The sequence below is a fragment of the Niallia sp. FSL K6-0212 genome (assembly GCF_038007605.1).
GTDB classification, from domain to species: Bacteria; Bacillota; Bacilli; order Bacillales; family Cytobacillaceae; genus Niallia; species Niallia circulans.
Genome location: NZ_JBBOXL010000001.1, coordinates 1907709 through 1925604 on the forward strand (window position 1 = coordinate 1907709; position 17896 = coordinate 1925604).

20 protein-coding genes are annotated in these 17896 nt (G+C 34.6%); 13 read left to right on the forward strand and 7 right to left on the reverse strand.

From position 1 onward, the window contains the following. The first annotated feature begins 69 nt into the window (after positions 1-69). From liaF to MHH96_RS09005, 5 genes are all read left to right on the forward strand, one after another. Positions 70-804: a cell wall-active antibiotics response protein LiaF gene (gene liaF, locus MHH96_RS08985; protein WP_047941748.1), complete on the forward strand. Its 735-nt coding sequence runs from the start codon at positions 70-72 to the stop codon at positions 802-804. Then, complete coding sequence (locus tag MHH96_RS08990) at positions 801-1847, forward strand: sensor histidine kinase (protein ID WP_047941747.1); 1047 nt, start codon at positions 801-803, stop codon at positions 1845-1847. The genes liaF and MHH96_RS08990 overlap by 4 nt, the downstream gene beginning before the upstream one ends. After that, complete coding sequence (locus MHH96_RS08995; RefSeq protein ID WP_047941746.1) at positions 1840-2472, forward strand: response regulator; 633 nt, start codon at positions 1840-1842, stop codon at positions 2470-2472. Before MHH96_RS08990 ends, MHH96_RS08995 begins: the two co-directional genes overlap by 8 nt. Positions 2473-2673: 201 nt before the next feature. Further along, complete coding sequence (locus MHH96_RS09000) at positions 2674-3999, forward strand: oligosaccharide flippase family protein (protein WP_047941745.1); 1326 nt, start codon at positions 2674-2676, stop codon at positions 3997-3999. An 87-nt stretch (positions 4000-4086) separates the two neighbouring features. After that, a complete protein-coding gene (locus tag MHH96_RS09005) occupies positions 4087-4644 on the forward strand; it encodes an RNA polymerase sigma factor (protein ID WP_341117115.1) in 558 nt (185 codons plus the stop codon). Between the two features lie 159 nt (positions 4645-4803). Here the strand turns inward: MHH96_RS09005 and MHH96_RS09010 are convergent, their stop codons facing one another. Further along, on the reverse strand, positions 4804-5052 hold the full coding sequence (locus tag MHH96_RS09010; RefSeq protein ID WP_047941743.1) for a hypothetical protein: 249 nt from the start codon (positions 5050-5052) through the stop codon (positions 4804-4806). A gap of 120 nt (positions 5053-5172) precedes the next feature. On the opposite strand from MHH96_RS09010, the gene MHH96_RS09015 reads away from it, so the two are divergent. The 3 genes from MHH96_RS09015 (at position 5173) to MHH96_RS09025 (ending at position 7286) form a co-directional block, all read left to right on the forward strand. Next, on the forward strand, positions 5173-6105 hold the full coding sequence (locus MHH96_RS09015) for a magnesium transporter CorA family protein (RefSeq protein WP_053215646.1): 933 nt from the start codon (positions 5173-5175) through the stop codon (positions 6103-6105). Between the two features lie 105 nt (positions 6106-6210). Continuing rightward, positions 6211-6714, forward strand: coding sequence for an acyl-CoA thioesterase (locus MHH96_RS09020; protein ID WP_144545828.1), 504 nt, complete (start codon positions 6211-6213; stop codon positions 6712-6714). A 287-nt stretch (positions 6715-7001) separates the two neighbouring features. Continuing rightward, positions 7002-7286, forward strand: a complete 285-nt coding sequence (locus tag MHH96_RS09025; protein ID WP_047941741.1) for a hypothetical protein — start codon at positions 7002-7004, stop codon at positions 7284-7286. A gap of 58 nt (positions 7287-7344) precedes the next feature. Here the strand turns inward: MHH96_RS09025 and MHH96_RS09030 are convergent, their stop codons facing one another. The 3 genes from MHH96_RS09030 to MHH96_RS09040 all read right to left on the reverse strand — a co-directional run bounded on the left by MHH96_RS09030 (position 7345) and on the right by MHH96_RS09040 (position 8849). Next, positions 7345-7983: a Bax inhibitor-1/YccA family protein gene (locus MHH96_RS09030; protein ID WP_047941740.1), complete on the reverse strand. Its 639-nt coding sequence runs from the start codon at positions 7981-7983 to the stop codon at positions 7345-7347. A 62-nt stretch (positions 7984-8045) separates the two neighbouring features. After that, entirely contained in the window at positions 8046-8432 is a 387-nt protein-coding gene (mscL, locus tag MHH96_RS09035; protein WP_047941739.1) for a large conductance mechanosensitive channel protein MscL, read from the reverse strand. Positions 8433-8576: 144 nt separating this feature from the next. Then, a complete protein-coding gene (locus MHH96_RS09040) occupies positions 8577-8849 on the reverse strand; it encodes an acylphosphatase (protein WP_061799910.1) in 273 nt (90 codons plus the stop codon). 505 nt (positions 8850-9354) lie between these two features. On the opposite strand from MHH96_RS09040, the gene MHH96_RS09045 reads away from it, so the two are divergent. After that, entirely contained in the window at positions 9355-10473 is a 1119-nt protein-coding gene (locus MHH96_RS09045; protein WP_047941737.1) for a DUF4309 domain-containing protein, read from the forward strand. 97 nt (positions 10474-10570) lie between these two features. On the opposite strand, the gene MHH96_RS09050 is transcribed toward MHH96_RS09045, so the two are convergent. Next, positions 10571-11803 carry an aminopeptidase gene (locus MHH96_RS09050; protein ID WP_341117119.1) on the reverse strand — a complete coding sequence of 411 codons (1233 nt, stop codon included), beginning with the start codon at positions 11801-11803 and terminating at the stop codon, positions 10571-10573. A 213-nt stretch (positions 11804-12016) separates the two neighbouring features. Here MHH96_RS09050 and pgmB point away from each other — a divergent pair, with 213 nt between their 5' ends. Beyond that, positions 12017-12682, forward strand: a complete 666-nt coding sequence (gene pgmB, locus MHH96_RS09055) for a beta-phosphoglucomutase (protein ID WP_341117120.1) — start codon at positions 12017-12019, stop codon at positions 12680-12682. Between the two features lie 150 nt (positions 12683-12832). On the opposite strand, the gene MHH96_RS09060 is transcribed toward pgmB, so the two are convergent. Both MHH96_RS09060 and MHH96_RS09065 read right to left on the reverse strand, forming a co-directional pair. Then, positions 12833-14914 carry a DNA topoisomerase III gene (locus tag MHH96_RS09060; protein ID WP_144580229.1) on the reverse strand — a complete coding sequence of 694 codons (2082 nt, stop codon included), beginning with the start codon at positions 14912-14914 and terminating at the stop codon, positions 12833-12835. Between the two features lie 306 nt (positions 14915-15220). Next, the gene (locus MHH96_RS09065) at positions 15221-15379 is read right to left on the reverse strand and encodes a hypothetical protein (RefSeq protein WP_162837578.1); all 159 of its coding nucleotides are present in this window, start codon (positions 15377-15379) and stop codon (positions 15221-15223) included. A gap of 113 nt (positions 15380-15492) precedes the next feature. Between MHH96_RS09065 and MHH96_RS09070 the strand changes: the two genes are divergently transcribed. From MHH96_RS09070 to motB, 3 genes are all read left to right on the forward strand, one after another. Continuing rightward, positions 15493-15873: a DnaJ family domain-containing protein gene (locus tag MHH96_RS09070; protein WP_047941733.1), complete on the forward strand. Its 381-nt coding sequence runs from the start codon at positions 15493-15495 to the stop codon at positions 15871-15873. A gap of 222 nt (positions 15874-16095) precedes the next feature. Beyond that, positions 16096-16896: a flagellar motor stator protein MotA gene (gene motA / locus MHH96_RS09075; protein ID WP_047941732.1), complete on the forward strand. Its 801-nt coding sequence runs from the start codon at positions 16096-16098 to the stop codon at positions 16894-16896. Next, on the forward strand, positions 16889-17695 hold the full coding sequence (motB, locus tag MHH96_RS09080; protein WP_061799894.1) for a flagellar motor protein MotB: 807 nt from the start codon (positions 16889-16891) through the stop codon (positions 17693-17695). The genes motA and motB overlap by 8 nt, the downstream gene beginning before the upstream one ends. Positions 17696-17896: the final 201 nt, after the last annotated feature.

Genomic DNA, 17896 nt, shown 5'->3' on the forward strand with positions numbered 1-17896 from the left:
GTGGTAAAGCCAGCCTTCAATTATTTAAGATCTTCATCCAAATAAAATAAAGAAGGGAGAGAATAGCCAATGTTTAAACAATTAAAAGATAACTATGCAAATTGGTTTTATGTAGTTGGAGGTTTTTTGTTATTAGAAATCTTCGTCTTTAATCCCGGACTAATCTTTTCCCTTCTTGTTTCAATTGGCATGATTTATATATCAAAGAAATCACGGCAAGGCGGAGCTGGAAAGATTCTTTTTTGGATAGGGAGCCTGCTTTTAATCATTAGCATACTAAATATGGTTACAGTGAAAATTATCTTGTTTACACTCCTTGCCTATTACCTTTTTCAATTATTTCAAAAAAAGAATAATGAGGATATTATAAAACCAATCATAAAGGATAAGGAAACGGCCATACAGACAGACGAAATAAAAATAAAGAAAAAGCCCTTATTTACGAATTCTCTCTTTAGCCGTAATACCACACCAGATCACGTATATGAATGGGATGATATCAATATTCAGGGTGGCATAACGAATACTACTGTGGATCTTAGTTACACGGTGTTACCAGAAGGAGAAACAGTTATTATGATTCGAAATATTGTAGGAGATGTGAAGGTATATATCCCTTATGATATGGATGTTAGTATTCACCATTCCAGTTTATTTGGTTCCTATCAAATATTTGGTGAAGCTGAAGAAAATATATGGAATCAAAATATAAGCATTCGGACAGCTGGATATGATCAGGCTGAGACTAGAGTGAAAATTTTCACCTCATTAATTACTGGTAGCTTAGAGGTGAAAAGAATATGAGTATTATAACGAGACAAATTTTGTGGGGAGTATGTGCATCCCTTCTTTTACTTGTATTCTTTTCCATAAGCTATCTAATCGTCTTTCCGCCGGCAACCTGGAGTGCTTTGTGGGAAAAAGAGGTAATGGATGTTCCATTTATTTTATTTTTAATCAGTGTAGATATTACATTAGGTGTTTTAATTGGTTATTTATCAGGATTTTCCTGGAAAAAACAAATCCGTTCCATAGAAGAAACCTTACATACAATGGATAAAATGGAGTATTATCCAGTTCAGCCAATTGGTTCCACAGAGGAGCTCCAATCTTTAAGCTATAGAATCATTCAGCTGCAGAATCAATTAGTGGAACAAATGAAGCTATCTCAAAAACTCGTAAATGAGAAAGCGGAAGATCAAGAGGTGAAGGTTCAAACTGTCATTATTGCAGAGCGAAATCGTTTGGCCAGAGAATTGCACGATTCTGTGAGCCAACAATTATTTGCAGCATCGATGCTGTTATCAGCAATTAATGAAACAAGACCGAAAACGAATGATCATGAATCACGGCAATTACAGCTAGTAGAGGAAACGATTCAGCAGTCTCAATTAGAGATGAGAGCTTTATTGCTTCATTTACGACCAATCGCTTTAAAAGGAAAAACGTTAAAAGCGGGAATTATAGAATTATTACATGAACTACAGCAAAAGGTATCTTTGGAAATGGAAATGAAACTAGAAGATATCGATTTGGATAAAGGAATTGAAGATCATCTTTTTCGAATTCTTCAAGAATCGGTATCCAATACATTAAGACATGCAAAGGCAAGTTCCTTAGAAGTACAGCTTATTCAGAGGGAGGCATTTGTTATATTGCGAATAATCGATGATGGTGTCGGCTTTAATGTGGATAAGAGGAAAGCAGGATCTTATGGACTTCAAAATATGCACGAAAGAGCAGCTGAAATTGGCGGAGTATTAAAATTAATAAGTTTGGAAAATAAAGGAACAAGATTAGAAGTGAAAGTGCCAATTTTGGGAAGAAAGGAGGATTTAAATGATTAGAGTATTGCTAGTGGATGATCATGAAATGGTGCGGATTGGAGTCTCTTCTTATTTATCTGCACAGACAGATATTGAAGTTGTTGCAGAGGCGGAAAATGGCAGTAAAGCTGTTGAGCTTGCTCTTCAATTAAAGCCAGATGTGATTTTGATGGATTTAGTAATGGATGAAATGGATGGAATTGAGGCAACGAGGCAAATAATAGAAGCATGGCAGGAGGCAAAGATAATTATTGTCACCAGTTTTCTTGATGATGAGAAGGTATATCCTGCTTTGCAGGCGGGTGCAACAAGCTATATGCTCAAAACATCCAAGGCGAGTGAAATTGCAAGAGCTGTGCGCGAAACATATCAAGGCCAAATTGTCCTAGAGCCTGAAGTTACTGATAAAATGATGACAAAAATGCGAGAAAAGAAAACTACGCCTCTGCACGAAGAGCTAACTACCCGAGAAATGGAGATTCTCTTGTTGATGGCGGAGGGGAAAAGTAATCAGGAAATTGCAGACGAATTATTTATTGCATTAAAAACAGTGAAAACACATGTAAGTAATATATTAAGTAAACTGCAAGTACAGGATCGCACTCAGGCTGTCATTTACGCTTTTAAGCACTCACTTGTAGAATAAACAAAAAATAAAAAACCTTATATGCAAGTGAATAGGTCCCTTAATCAAACGTTTAATTAAGACATTTCTCTCTCTTCAATTAAGAAAAAGACAATCTAGGAAAATATTTTTTGAACTTGTCTCATATGATGATAAAGAAGAGAAAATAAACACACATCTTTTACTTACATGCTTGTGGAAGATAGATTGAGGGAGAGATTCATGAGTTCATTTTATAAAGGGACCTTTTTATTAATTGTTACCGCGTTTTTTGGCGAATGTATCGAATTCATTATTAATATGGTAATGGCAAGGGAACTTGGAGAGCATGGACTAGGTTTATTTATGACCATATTACCTACTATCTTTCTTATTGTACTGCTTGCTACCTTTGAATTGCCAACATCCATTTCGAAATTTATTGCTGAAAAAGATTCCAAATATCATTTATCGATGCTGCAGCAAGTATTAAAGTGGACCATTATTTTTACTATTTTTCTAACCATCATCGCATCTATCATCATACCTTTTATCCCTATTTTTTATTCCTACCATCCACTCTTGAAGTGGCTAGTTATTCTTCTATTGCCGATTATTTCCTTTACTTCTATTGCGAGAGGTTATTTTATGGGAAAACAGCAAATGGGGAAAATTGCGGCTTCTAATTTTTTGAAAAAAATTATTCAATTAGGTTTATTAGTCTTTTTGTTTCAATGGTTTTCCTTTGATTTAAATACTTCTGTATTGATTGCCTTTTTTACCATTGTAGGGAGTGATACAGTTGTATTATTGTACTTATTGCATATGTTTTTCGTGCAATATCAGCGGATTAAAAAGGGGAAAAATGAAAGCATGAATGGGAAAGTCATTTGGAAGGATTTATTATCTGTGTCTATTCCGACAACAGGTCTTCGAATATTTCATGCTCTAACACATGCCATTCAGCCTTTTCTCATCAAAGGGGCACTTGTTGCATCAGGAATAACAGCAGCAAATGCGACAGAACAGTATGGAATGCTTGCAGGGATAGCAATGACGATAGGTTTTTTTCCAGCTTTTATATCCCATAGCTTTATGACAATGCTGATACCAACTGTTTCGAAAGCGTATGTACAAAAAGACTATCCAAAACTACAAAGATTATTGCAGCAAGTGATGATCATAACAGCAATTTATGGAACCATATCTGTTGGGATTTTTTATTTTTACGCGGAAACACTTACGATGACCTTTTTTCACTCTACTCAGGCAGCTATAATTGTGCAGCTTTTATGGCCCTATTTTTTACTTCATTACTTCACCATTCCCATGCAAGCATATTTAATTGGTTTGGGCTTGTTGAAAGATGCGGTTTTTCATAGTGTGTGGGCAACATCATTCTCTTATGCAGCGATTTATTATTTAGGATCTTTAAGCCAGCTTCAAATGAGCGGAATTGCAATTGGAATGAATTTAGGAGCTGTTATATTAGCTTCCATGCATTATTTAACAATATGCAAAAAAATAGGAGTTTCAATGTGGCTGACACCAGTGAATAAATTCCAATAAAAAATTTAAAAAAAAGTGTAGGGATTCGCAGAGGAGCTAGCGTTTATTAAGTAGAATCGTAAAACTGGGAAGGGGAAAAGAAAGAACATGGAATCCCTAATAAATAAAACATATACTGTGGGAAATCAAGAAGAATTATTTGAACATGTCGTGAAGGAATACGGAAAATCAATTTATATCTATATATTATCGCTTGTTAAGCATAAAGAACTAGCGGAAGATTTGTATCAAGAAGTATTAATTTCCGCTTATACCTCATTTGGCAGCTTTGAAGTTCACCATAAAGTGAAAAGCTGGCTCTATAAAATTGCTCTAAATAAGTGTAGAGACTACTGGAGAAAAGAGAAAACATCAAAGAAGTTTTGGGAAGAGTCTGTTTATACATATGCAAGAGATACTTCTGTGGCATTGGAACCTGAGGAAACATTAATGAGCAAATGTGAAAAAGAAGAGATGATTGATACATTGGAAGAATTACCAAATATGTATAAAGAACCTTTACTGCTTTTTTATTACCATAATCAAACATTGGTAGAGATAAGCAACCATACAAAAACGCCATTATCAACGGTCAAAACAAGAATGAAACGTGCGAAGGATCAATTGAAGCCAAAAGTTATGAATAAAAAGATTGTTTATTTATGAGAGAAAACTTGAATCAGTTGCTTCTTCCTACTGATTCAAGTTTTCCTATTCTGTACATAAATGTCTGATTGCTTTTAACTAATTATCACTAAATGATAGGAACAGTCCAAGTAATGGAAATTCCTTATTCATTCGCAAAATTACATCGAAACTACGAAACTAATTACTATTTCTTTGTTTATTATAGTAATTTACGGAATACATCGCGCCTTCATTTACCATATTGTTGTCACCAATATCATCTGGAGCGGGATTTCCTGCTTTAGAAAGTAAGTCCTCTTGTTGCGTAGAATTGAATTTGCTTTTAAAGCGATGAAACATGTCTTTCCCTTTTGATGTGAACAGGAAAAAGCTTCCTAATCCAGCCCCGACAATTGCAAAAGTACGCATTGAATTTTTTCCAAACATGAGAGAATCCCTCCTAATTTATTCCTTCTCGTTCCATTCTATTTTTTATTTACCCTATTATAAGTTTTACAAACGTCATTCAGGGAATAATAATTGAAAAGCGATTAAGGGGGGATTCAAGTGAAAAGATATCGTTTAGAGAACTGGGAGTGGTTTCAGCTATTGGAAGAAGCGGATATACAGGAAGTGTCCTTAGAAAAGGGTCCATTAATAAATTCATGGTTTCGCGATATAAAAGGAAATCGAAGTAACTATCTTCATATTGATACGTCAGAAGAAGACCAAGAAATATTAAGTGGTTCGCTTATATACCATAGAGAAATAGATAAAAAAGAAGACTATGAAATTTTCCATTTTTTCTTATCAAGGGATACATTAATTACTTATGATTATAAGGATAATAGTTTACATATTGATAGAAACAATCTAATAAAAGAGATAAAGCATGCACAAACACCGATTGAAGGATTTATGGTTATTCTAGGAAAAGTAATGACAGATATTTTGTATCATATAGATGCTTATGAACAACAGTTAGAACAATTGATTTGGGATGTTAAACAAAGAAATAGTATAAAAACATTAGATAAAGTGTATCAGTCTAGACATGAACTTCTTGTTTGGAAGAATGTTATGATCCCTTTTCTTGAAATCAGATACTCATTAGAGGAAGCTTTTGGCGAGGAAATTACCAAAGGAAAAGTATATGCTCGTGTTACTAAGAGAATCGAAAGAGGATTAATTTTGGTGGAAGAATACCAAAAAGAATTAAATAATCTCGTTAATTTTGAAGAGGTAGTATCCCAGCATAGAGGAAACGAAATTATGAAAACCCTGACGGTATTCACTACAATATGTACACCAATTATGGCTTGGGGAGCATTATGGGGAATGAACTTTGAGATTATGCCAGAACTAAAATGGAAATTCGGCTACGTTTTTTCTTTAGCAGTGATTATTGGCTCAACGGTTGTTGTATATTTCTATCTTAAATCACGAGGGTGGATGGGGGATCTGTTAAAAGCCCGGAAGAAAAATTCTTTTTTTCGATAACCCTAATCCAAGCAATATTAGACTCTTCCTCCTAAATTAGCATATAATAAGATGGTAGATATGATAAAAAGGAAGAAAACTCCCATGAATATGCAAGGAGGAGCTATGGAAGAGTCAAAATTTTGTAGTGAGTCACTAGTAGTGAAAACAAGTATTGTTTTTCCAACAGATACCAATACTTATGGAACTTTATTTGGTGGCAAATTAATGGCCTATATTGATGATACAGCTGCTATCTCAGCGATGCGTCATGCAAGACGAGGGATTGTTACTGCTTCGACTGATTCAGTTGATTTTTTGTATCCTATTCATGAGGGAAATGCTGTGTGTCTAGAAGCTTTTGTTACCTATACTGGAACTTCCTCCATGGAGGTATTTGTAAAAGTAACGGCAGAGGATCTAATTTCTGGAGAGCGCCATTTATGCGCACTTAGCTTTCTAACGATGGTTGCCATCGATGAAAATGGAAAGCCGACAAAAGTTCCCAAAGTTATCCCAGAAACAGAAGAGGAAAAGAGCCTTTACGAATCAGCGAAGGAACGAGCGGAAGCACGAAAAAAACGGAAGAAAGAAACAGAAGAACTTGCAAAGAAATATAGAAGTTTTTGATGATGGGCAAGGGAATGCCATGTCATTCTCTTGCTTATCCTAGTAATGCATAAAATCATACTAAAGCTAATAAGTTTGTCGAAAGAAAGTCTGGGAAAAAGAGAATATTTTCATTATTGATAAAAATCGATTTTACATGCTGTCGAAATACCAAATTATTTTCCAGGAAATGATGACATTCTCCAAAATATTGTCTAATAACACTGTCTGATTTTGCAGGGGGGATAGTGTTTAATTTCGTTATCCATAATTATTCTATACTATGGGACAGGTGCTAGGAGGTAAAAGTGAAAATATTTTCTCTTTCCTATTTTGTTGTTACAAGAAAGATTGACTTGAATATGGAAATAATCGAAGAAGAAAAAAGTCTAGTTTTATGGAGTGATAGAGTTACTAGCGACGAGCAGACATTTCATTTACACACCATCCATGACATTTCCTTTAAGCCCTCGAGTAATCAATATAAAATGCTATATTTACATACAAATCGTGGAGTGTACTCTTTTGTAATAAAAGATAATCCAGAAGAAATGATTCGATTAATTAGAAGACAAATAGCGGATTATTTATAGGCATACATCTAAAAAAGGTTTGAGCAAGGAGGTTTTTGACCTCTTTACTCAAACCTTTTTAATCTCTTTCGGACAGAATTCCGAAAATACGTAAGATACTTATAAATAAATTTAGGAAATCGAGATATAAATTTAAAGCCATTAAAGGAACTTGATCTGCTGTTATACCATAATGTTTCATTCGATTAAAATCATACAACACATAGCCGCTAAATATTAGGACACCAATGAAGGAATATGCGAGCATGCCACCTGTTGCTAATGGCCAAAAGATATTGAAAATACCGATAGCAATTAAAGCGATTAGGGAAGCGAGTAACATTCCTCTTAAGAAAGAGAAGTCGCGCTTCGTTTTTGTTGCATATATAGCAACCCCAGCAAACACAATTGTCGTAGTACCCAATGCATTAATGACAACATTTCCGCCAACTGTGGATACATAATAAGAGACGATTGGAAAGGTGGTAATCCCCGAAATAAACGTAAAGGTAAATAAGAAACCATAAGATAATGATTTTCCTCTTCTTGCGAAGATGGCGATTAATAAAAGAACAACTTCTAAAATTGACAACGGTAAAAATAAATAGGATGGAACAAAATTACCAATCATTGTTCCAATGAATGCTATTCCTAGAGAAAGAGCAAAAGTTCTTAAAACAGAGGGCATATATTCGTTACTTGGGCTATATGCATACATTTTTCTTCACTCCTGTATTGTGTTTAATTTATATAGTAATACGAACAACGCGCAAAAAAGTTTCAATTTAAGCCATTTTTATCGCGAACAACATCTGCTTTCAGTAAATCACGGATTTCTTTTAATAGCTCTTCTTTAGTATCAACGGTTACTGCTTCTTCTTGTACCTCTTCCTTTTTCTTAAAGCGGTTTAAGAAGCGGATTACTAAAAAGATAGAGAAAGAAATAATGAAAAAGTCAACAATTCTTTGTATAAAGTTTCCATAATTTATACTTGAATAAGACCATGTTGAGAAATCTACGCCGACAACAAAGTGGGCGAACAGCGGCATGATCAAATCATCTACTAGTGAACTGACAATTTTGCTGAATGCCGTACCAATAATCACCCCTACTGCTAAATCTATTACGTTACCTTTTATTGCGAATGCTTTAAAGTCTTTCCACATGCGATCCTCCTAATATATGTACATCTTATTTTGTTTTTTAAAATATTATTATTCTGACATGAAAAATTATTATTATCAAGTTAATGAAAACACAATTTAGTAAAAATAGGACATGGCAGAAATCGAATATGTCCTATGAATTATTTAATAAATCACCTTAAAGCTCGAAAATAGTTCTTCTGGCTCACTTTCCTTTATTTCTATATGGTCCACTCTGGCAAAGCGATTTCCCTTTTTTACTTTTTCCATAAAAGCTCGCAGCGTTTCAGAAGAAGCTACAGCCATACATTCCACTGTTCCATCTGCTTTATTGCGAACCCAGCCGGTTACCTGATTTTCCATAGCAATCATTTGGACAAAGTATCGAAAACCTACGCCCTGAACCCTTCCTTTGATTATAAGATGTAGTTGTTTCATTTCGTCCCTCCTAATTTTAAAAATCTTTTATCTCCTTTTTAACGGGCGGTGAACTCAACAAGGAAAAAAGCATCCGAAAAGACCGAGTAAGGTGCTTATATCAGCAAGGGTGAAGAAAATCCGCACAGATTGGAGCTTTCTTTATTTTAATATATAGCAAGCTTTCTTATTAATCATCTCATATTTATTTATATTGACGCAAGTTAGGTCCTTGGATATGGGTAATGGGAGAGCGGATAGTCTATATGATGTGTGTGAAAGGTCTCGGAGAAGGGGGGAGTAGGAGCTGGAAAAAGCTAGATTTGTAGATTGGGGAGCAATTTGGTACTATTAATAAGTATATATGAAGCTCTATAAAAAAATTAGTATCTTTAGTGAGCTTTCAATAATATAACTTATGGTAGTTATGCTTGATTTTAAACAACTAGAACATGACTATCCATAAAGTGAATATCTAACTCCTCCTAAAGGAGTATAGATATGTTTGGAAAATAGGAGAAAGATAATGAAAAGAAATAAATATATCTGGCTGTTATTGGTCGTAGTCATTATAATTGCAGGGATTTTAATCACTTCTATGGTTAATTCCTATCTAACAGAGAAACATAAAAATGAGCTGGATCAAAAACATATGGTGATTAAGAAAGATTTACAATGGACGAAAGATAATGCTTATTTTGAAATAGATATGAACGTGAAAGAGAAAGAGTATGAATTATATATTATAGGAGAAGGAGAAAGGAAATATCAGCAAGTAGAAGCTACGGATCTAGGGGAAAAAGATGATACGATTGTGACTGGAGATTTTGCCTTTTACTTATGGACGAAAGAATACGGAAAGGAAGCAGTGAAACAAGATCTAGAATTACCCAATCCTATGACCTTCAATTTGTCGCAAAAAAATATAGCGACATTTCTTGTTAACCAGCAAAATATTGCGGCTGTTTACCAAGGAGAAGAAGCAAATGAGGTAATGGCCTATTTCTATACCATTCATGATGGAAAATTAGTTACCCTGACTGATTATGGAATGCGTATCTTTAGTAAAAATATCAAAAACATTCAACAAAATTATATACAGACCTTAAGGAAAAAAGATACCGACCAAATGGAATTTGATACATGGATGCTTGAACAGAAAAGCGGGAAATTAGTTAAAGTAGATGGAACTTCTATTGAAAATAAGGATATTATAAATAAATGGCTGGATGATACGGAATTTTACTATCCATATAAAAACTTATCTGTTACTTCTAGTTTAAAAAATTTAGCGGAACAAGGAATGTTGATAGGCGCCCAATATCCAATCGGAACAAATATAAAAGAGATAAAGAAAATTAATTCGAATTATACAATCAAGGATTATAATCAGAAATATAGTCAATTGGATTTTCCTGAGGTTACTTATTACTATGATAAGAAAACCGATCTTGTTACTTCTATTTCTATTCCAGGTATTCGTTTAAAAGAATCAGTACAATCGATTCAAGATACAATCGGGAAGCCAGATGATTTTGTTACGAAAGAGGATGGGTCTATAGCTACTTATACAGCAGGAAACTATAAACTAATCATCCAATTGGACTTATCTCAACGAATTAAATCGATTAGATTGGTAAAATAGGAAGATTAACAAAACAGTAAAATAAAGGATGTTCCGTGAAATGTTTCATAACATAAACATTCCATGGAACATCCTTATTGAACTTGGTTACTAAAAATTAAAATGCCCAGTCTCCATTGCGGAATACTGCTTCTACTTTTCCGTCTGTGGTAATACCGTCAATATTCATTTTGTCTGAACCTATCATAAAGTCGACATGTGTAATACTATCGTTTAGACCTTTTTCAGCTAGTTCTTCACTTGACATCTTTTTTCCCCCTTCAATACAGAATGCATATGCACTTCCGATTGCTAAGTGATTTGAAGCATTTTCATCAAATAAAGTATTGTAGTAAAGAATATTTGATTGAGAAATAGGTGAACGATGTGGTACTAAAGCTACTTCTCCAAGATAATGAGAACCTTCATCTGTTTCAACTAATTGACGAAGAATTTCTTCCCCTTCTTCTGCCTTCACATCGATAATTCGACCATCTTTAAAGGTTACGGAGAAATTATTAATAATGTTTCCGCCATAGCTTAAAGGCTTTGTGCTTGATACAGTTCCATTTACTCCTTTTTTATGTGGAACAGTGAAGACTTCTTCAGTCGGCATATTTGCCATGAATTCAAAACCTTTTTCATTGATGGATCCTGCACCGCACCATAGATGTCCTTCTGGAAGTTCAATCGTTAAATCTGTACCTGGAGCTGTATAATGAAGCTGTTTGTATGCTTTTTCATTTAAGTAATCCACTTTTGTATGAAGTTTTTTATCATGTTCTTTCCATGCTTGGATTGGATCTGCTTGATCTACTCGAATAGCCTTAAATATAGCATCCCATAGTAACTCAACTCTGCTGTTTTCAGGGGCATCTGGGAAAACAAGATTTGCCCAAGCTTTGGATGGAACAGCAATTACGGTCCAGCTTACTTTGTCGGACTGTACATATTTTCGGAATTGGCTTAAAGCTGTACCAGAAGCTTTTTGGAAGTTACTAATTCGTTCAGAATCAATCCCTTTTAAAAGGTCTGGACTAGAAGATACTACTGACATGAAGGCTGCCCCTTCTTCTGCAAGTGCAATCGTCTCTTTTGCTCTAAATTCAGGATATTCTTTAAATGCTTCATCTGGTGCCAATTCGTATTTAGTACGAGTAACGAAATCATCACTCCAATTGACTACAACATTACTTGCGCCAATTTGGTAAGCTTCTTTTACGACAAGACGAACAAACTCTGCTGATTCAATGGATGTATTAATAACAAGCGTTTGTCCATTTTGGATATTTACACCGACTTTTACTGCGAGTTCTGCATATTTTTGTAGATTTTCTTGAAATGTACTCATTTTTATTCTCCTTTTCTATAAGCGGTTAGCTCTATGTATAACATGAATCCCAATATGGAATGGATGCTGCTTCTATTGTAGCTTTTTTAGAAAGAGAAATAAACTGATTGATCATAACATTAGGATAATAATTGATCTTAGCGCGAGGGAAACAAATAATATGCATTTTTGATAGAATAGATATAATTGTTTTTTTATTTATAGGAGGTTTTTATGACTAATCGGTTACAAGCAGTTATCTTTGATTTTGATGGTGTTATAGCAGATACTGTTCCTTTATATTACGAAGCAACAAAAAAAATGGCGTTGGAGATTGGGGTCTCCTTTACTAGAGAAGATAACTTAAGATATCAAGGTGTTCCTCGAAAGGTGCTAATTGACGACTTAGTTGCACAAACAGATAAAGTATTTACGGATAAGGAAAAGGAAATATTAGGAAATCGCAAGAGTGATTATTATAAAGCTTTAATTGCAGAATTCACAGTAGAAAATATGCTGCCAGGAATGTATGAATTTTTGAAAGAACTTAGGGAAATGGGGATTAAATTTGGGATTGCATCCTCTAGCTCCAATGCACCTTTTTTATTGGAGCGTTTTGGAATAAGAGACTGGTTCGACTGCATAGTAGACCCACATTCTCTGAAAAGGGGAAAACCAGATCCAGAAATATTTTTAACAGCAGCAGATTGCTTAGGGATCGATTATCATGAGTGTGCTGCTATAGAGGATGGACAAGCAGGCTTGAGTGGTATTTTACAAACGCCTATGTTTTCTGTCGGGATAGGACAAGGAGATGTTTTTGCAAAAGCGGATTGGCAGGTTGCTTCCACTAGAGAGCTAAGTGCGAAAACTTTATTAGAAAAGTTTAATAATCGATGAAGAAAAAGAGGGAAACTTATTCATGGAAGCAAAGAGTAGTGTGAACGGCTTGTAATAGTAGCAAATTACATAAAAAATATCATCCGAAATTATCCGGATGATATTGGAGTAATTAATAGCTGGAATGCGAATATAACAGCCTTATAGCTTTTAATCGTCTTTTTTCATCGCGGCTTTTAATAAATCTCCTAGACTATTTCCAAAGCTTTCGTCTTTACTGTATTTCTGAACAAGTTTCCGTTCTTCTCTTTTGTTAATGGTCTTTTTACGGTCTGTAGCTTTTTCCACAACATTGCAGTTTCTGCATTGGAAATAGGTACCGGCCACTCCATTATGGATTTCCATTTTTTTATGGCATTGTGGACAACGCTTGTTCGAAAGTTTAGGATCTTTTCTTTTACTAAAAGAACAATCCATACTGGAGCATACAAGAATTTTTCCGTTTTTTGTATTTTTTTCCTTTAGGAAAGATCCACATTCAGGACATTTGGAGCCAGTGAGATTGTGCATCTTATACGATTTCTCACTTTGTTTTATTTCCCGGACAAATCGTTTTGTCTGCTCTTTAATTTGTTCCATAAATTGATGAGGATTTGCCTTTCCTTTAGCGATATCCTCTAACTCTTGCTCCCATTTTGCCGTTAAATCGGGAGTAGTCAAATCATCATTAACGAGATTGATGAGCTGTTTTCCTTTGGAGGTAGAATGTAATTTCCCATTTTGCCTTTCTAATACCTCAGATGAAAGCAATCTTTCAATAATTTCAGCACGTGTAGCTGGAGTACCCAGTCCGAATTTTTCCATTTTCCCCAGAATATCAGCTTCTGTAAAACGAGATGGGGCTTCCGTAAATTTTTGCTCCAAATTTACAGATTGGACTTTTAATTGTTGCCCCTTTTGAAGCTGTAGACTTTTAGAAGAATCTGTTTTGCGAGAGTCTAATGCTTTAAAACCTAACTCTAATATATTTGTTTCTTGAGCGACAAATGAAGCTCCATTAATGTTTAATGTTGTAGAAATAATTTCGTACTTATATTTTGGGTAAAATAGTGTCAAAAATCTTTTTACGATTAAATCATAAATTTTTACTTCTTCATTATCTAATCGGTTTAAAAATACAGGCTGCTCAGTGGGGATAATGGCATGGTGGTCAGATACCTTATTATTATTAAACACATTATTGGCTTCGACCTTCCCCTTGTTACGTAAAACAGGTTGAACTTCTTCTTTAAATGCTCCAGAAATACTTTCGATGCGATCAATCATCGTATTCTTCATATCTGTCGTTAAATATCGTGAATCCGTTCTTGGATAGGTGACAAGTTTATGTTGCTCGTATAGCTTCTGCAGGACATTTAACGTCTTTTTGGCAGAGAAGCCGAATCGACGGTTTGCGTCTCGCTGGAGCTCTGTTAAATCATAAGGCAATGGCTGTTGTTCTGTTTTTTCTTTTACGGTTAGTGTTTCAACAACTGCTGGTTTTCCTTTAGTATTGGCGACAATTTTTTCTGCCGTTTCTTTTGAAAAGATTCTTCTCTCTTGATTCTTTTCATATTTTGCTTGTAGAGAATCTATTTGTGCAGTGATGGTCCAATATTCTTTTGGAACAAAGGATTGAATTTCTTTTTCTCTCTCTAGAACCATTGATAAAGTGGGAGTTTGAACACGCCCTGCTGACAATGGATCATTGAATTTTGTTGTTAAGGCTCTTGAAACATTTAATCCGATTAGCCAATCTGCTTGTGCTCTACACACAGCGGATTGATATAAGCGATCATAGTCTTTTCCAGGCTTTAGTTGTTTAAAGCCATCCTTTATTGCTCGGTCTGTTTGTGAAGATATCCATAAACGTTTAGTTGGTTTGTTAAATCGAATCTTTTCTAAAATCCAACGAGCAACTAATTCTCCTTCACGCCCTGCATCTGTGGCGATAATGCAATCTTTAATATCTTTTCTTTTTGCTAGTTGTTCAATGGCTTTATATTGATGACTGGTTTGCTTCATCACTTTTAATTCCATTTTTTGTGGAATAATTGGTAAATCATCTAAATTCCAATTTTTAAATTTAGGATCATAATGCTCAGGCATTTTTAATTCAATTAAATGGCCTAAAGCCCAAGTCACTATATATTTATCTGATTCTAAATAATTTTTAGTGGATTTATTGCAACCAAGCACTCTTGCAATTTCTCTAGCAACACTTGGCTTTTCACATAACACAAGAGATTTCATTTAAACACCTTCCAATAGAAATTTTAGCTGTCTTGAATAAAAGAAGTAGATTCTGTTATTCATTTTCAAGTAAGAAAGCCAACCGTATTCTTTTTGATAATCATCGTTTTATTAGTCATACGATACCTTCTAGTATAACATGAGAGAAGAAGGGGAGTGGGAAATAGTGAGCTTTTGCTGAATATAAAGGCGAAGCATATGATGACCTATTTCGAACGTATAAGAAAATAAAGGGGACCACTTTTTGGGGGAAAAGGAGGACGGCGCCCTTTTCGAATGGTCGAGAACGCCGTCTATTGCTTGGATTTATTCTTCTTCTTCGATTCGGTTTTTAAAAGCTTCCTGTGTTACGATAAATTCTTCATCGCCAGGAGCATCCTCTGTATGTGTATGTTTTCTTGTATCCTTTGGAAGCGGACCTGGATGGTGTTTCTTCTTATGATTGAAATGTTCTCCACGTGCCAATAATAACACCCCTTTCTTTTCTATTTTTTATAAAAATCGCTCATCCTATACCGACGAGAAGTGGAAATTGTATAATGGAAATAGATTTATTGAAAACAGGAGGGGATGGATGAATGGATTTTTCGTTTCTTGTTTCAGAAGATAAAATAAAAAAAGCATATAAAGACGGGGAGTTTAACCATCTTCCCGGGTTCGGAAAACCGCTCCCAAAGGATAGCTTAGCATCTGTACCAGAAGAATTGCGAATGGCTTATCGTGTTCTCAAGAATGCTGGATATTCATTAGAAGAAGATAAGATTAGACAAGAATTACTGTCCATGGAAGATTTAATTCGTTCCTGTGAGACAGAAGAAGAAAAATTAGTTTTACAAAGAAAATATAATGAAAAATTATTGCGCTTCCGTAAAATGATGAAAGAACGTACAGCAGGAAGTCATTCTCAACCTTTTTCTGGATATCAGAAAAAGGTTGAGAATAAATTTTTTCCAAAATGATGATAGTAGTTACGGTTTTAATTCAAATATAGGTTTCTTCACTTATATTTCAAAAAAAAGGTGATGAAAATATCACCTTTTTTTTATTAAAAAGCAGGACTATCGTCATGATTCATGAAGTTTACGAAATTTACATGAAATAAAACTAAAAATTTGAAGAGAAATGTCGAAAAAAAAGGTAAGACAGAGAATCGAAATTTTGGAATAAGATAGGTGAAAATGATGGATAAAACTTCCTTGATAGGAATTATACTTGCTATTATTGCTGTTGGAGTTGGAATGGTATTTAAAGGTGTCAGCCCTGCAGTATTATTGAATCCAGCGGCTATTCTAATTATTTTAGTAGGTACAGTGGCAGCAGTAGTTATTGCCTTTCCTGCTTCAGAAATTAAACGAGTTCCAAAGTTATTCGGCATCTTGTTTAAGGAGCAGAAAGTGCAGGATACGAAAGAGTTAATCCGCTTGTTTTCAGAGTGGGCACAATTAGCTAGAAAAGAAGGACTTCTTGCATTAGAAGCAAAAACAGATGAAATTGAAGATCCATTTTTAAGAAATGGCTTATCTTTGTCTGTAGATGGACAAAGTGCAGAGTATATTAGAGATGTATTAACAGAAGAAATAGAAGCAATGGAAGAGAGACATCGTTCAGGAGCACTAATTTTTACGCAAGCAGGTACTTATGCTCCTACATTGGGAGTACTAGGAGCAGTAATTGGGCTGATTGCTGCATTAGGAAATATGTCTGATGCTGAAGCACTTGGACATGCTATTAGTGCTGCGTTTGTTGCTACTTTAATGGGGATATTTACGGGATACGTTTTATGGCATCCATTTGCAAATAAACTGAAGAGAAAATCACACGTGGAAGCAAGTCAAAAATATTTGATGATAGAAGGGGTTCTTTCTATTCTAGAAGGAGAAGCGCCTAGGGTAATTGAACAAAAGCTTGCATCGTATTTACCTGTTTCAGAAAGAAGACAATTTCTGGAAGAAAGCGAAAGTAGTGTGAATACGAATGAGTAAAAAGAAAAAAAAGAAAGTACATCATGAGGAGCATGTAGACGAATCTTGGCTTGTTCCTTATGCCGATATCCTTACTTTATTGTTGGCTTTATTTATCGTTTTATATGGCATGAGTTCTGTTGACGCAAAAAAATTCTCTGAAATAGCAGAAGCTTTTAATAGAGAATTACAAGGAGGGACAGGTATTTTCGAATATCCTAGTCCTGCACCGTCAATGAATAGTGAAACTACAGATGTTGATTTGGCTGACCAAGAGAAAAAGGAAGACAAAAAGGATAAAAAAAATCTTAGTGAAAAAGAGCTAAAAGAATTACAAGAACAGCAAGATAAACAAGAATTATTAGAGATTCAACAGAAGGTAAATGCCTATATTGCTAAGAATAAATTAGGGAATAAGCTGGATACGGAACTGACGGATGAAGGTTTGCATGTTTCAATTAGAGATAATGTACTCTTTGCTTCTGGAAGTGCTGAAGTTCGAAATAAGGACAGAAAAGTTGTTTCTGAAATTGCCAATTTACTTGTGATGGATCCACCGCGAAGCATTATTATAAGTGGACATACAGACAATGTTCCAATCAGTAATTCAAGTTATGAGTCCAACTGGGAACTAAGTGTGACAAGAGCACTGAATTTCATGAAATTACTTCTTGATAACAAGAAATTAGATCCTAAATCATTTAGTGCGAAAGGTTACGGCGAGTTTCAGCCTATTGCTAGTAATGATAGTTCTGCAGGAAGAGCAAAAAATAGAAGAGTAGATATTTTAATTGAACCAAGAGTTGCAAAAGAAGACTAACAATGGATAGTCTTCTTTTTTTGATATAGAAATCTTATTAAAAAAGAAGACTAAATCAACAAATAAATAAAGTTTTCGTAAAAATGAATAAAGTCTTGTTGTTCATCAAACAAAAGTTTATAATAAAGACAAATGTTTTGTTAGAAATAGAGATAACTCATTTCTACTTCTAACCAATGGCAGTTTCACTTTATTTGAGGG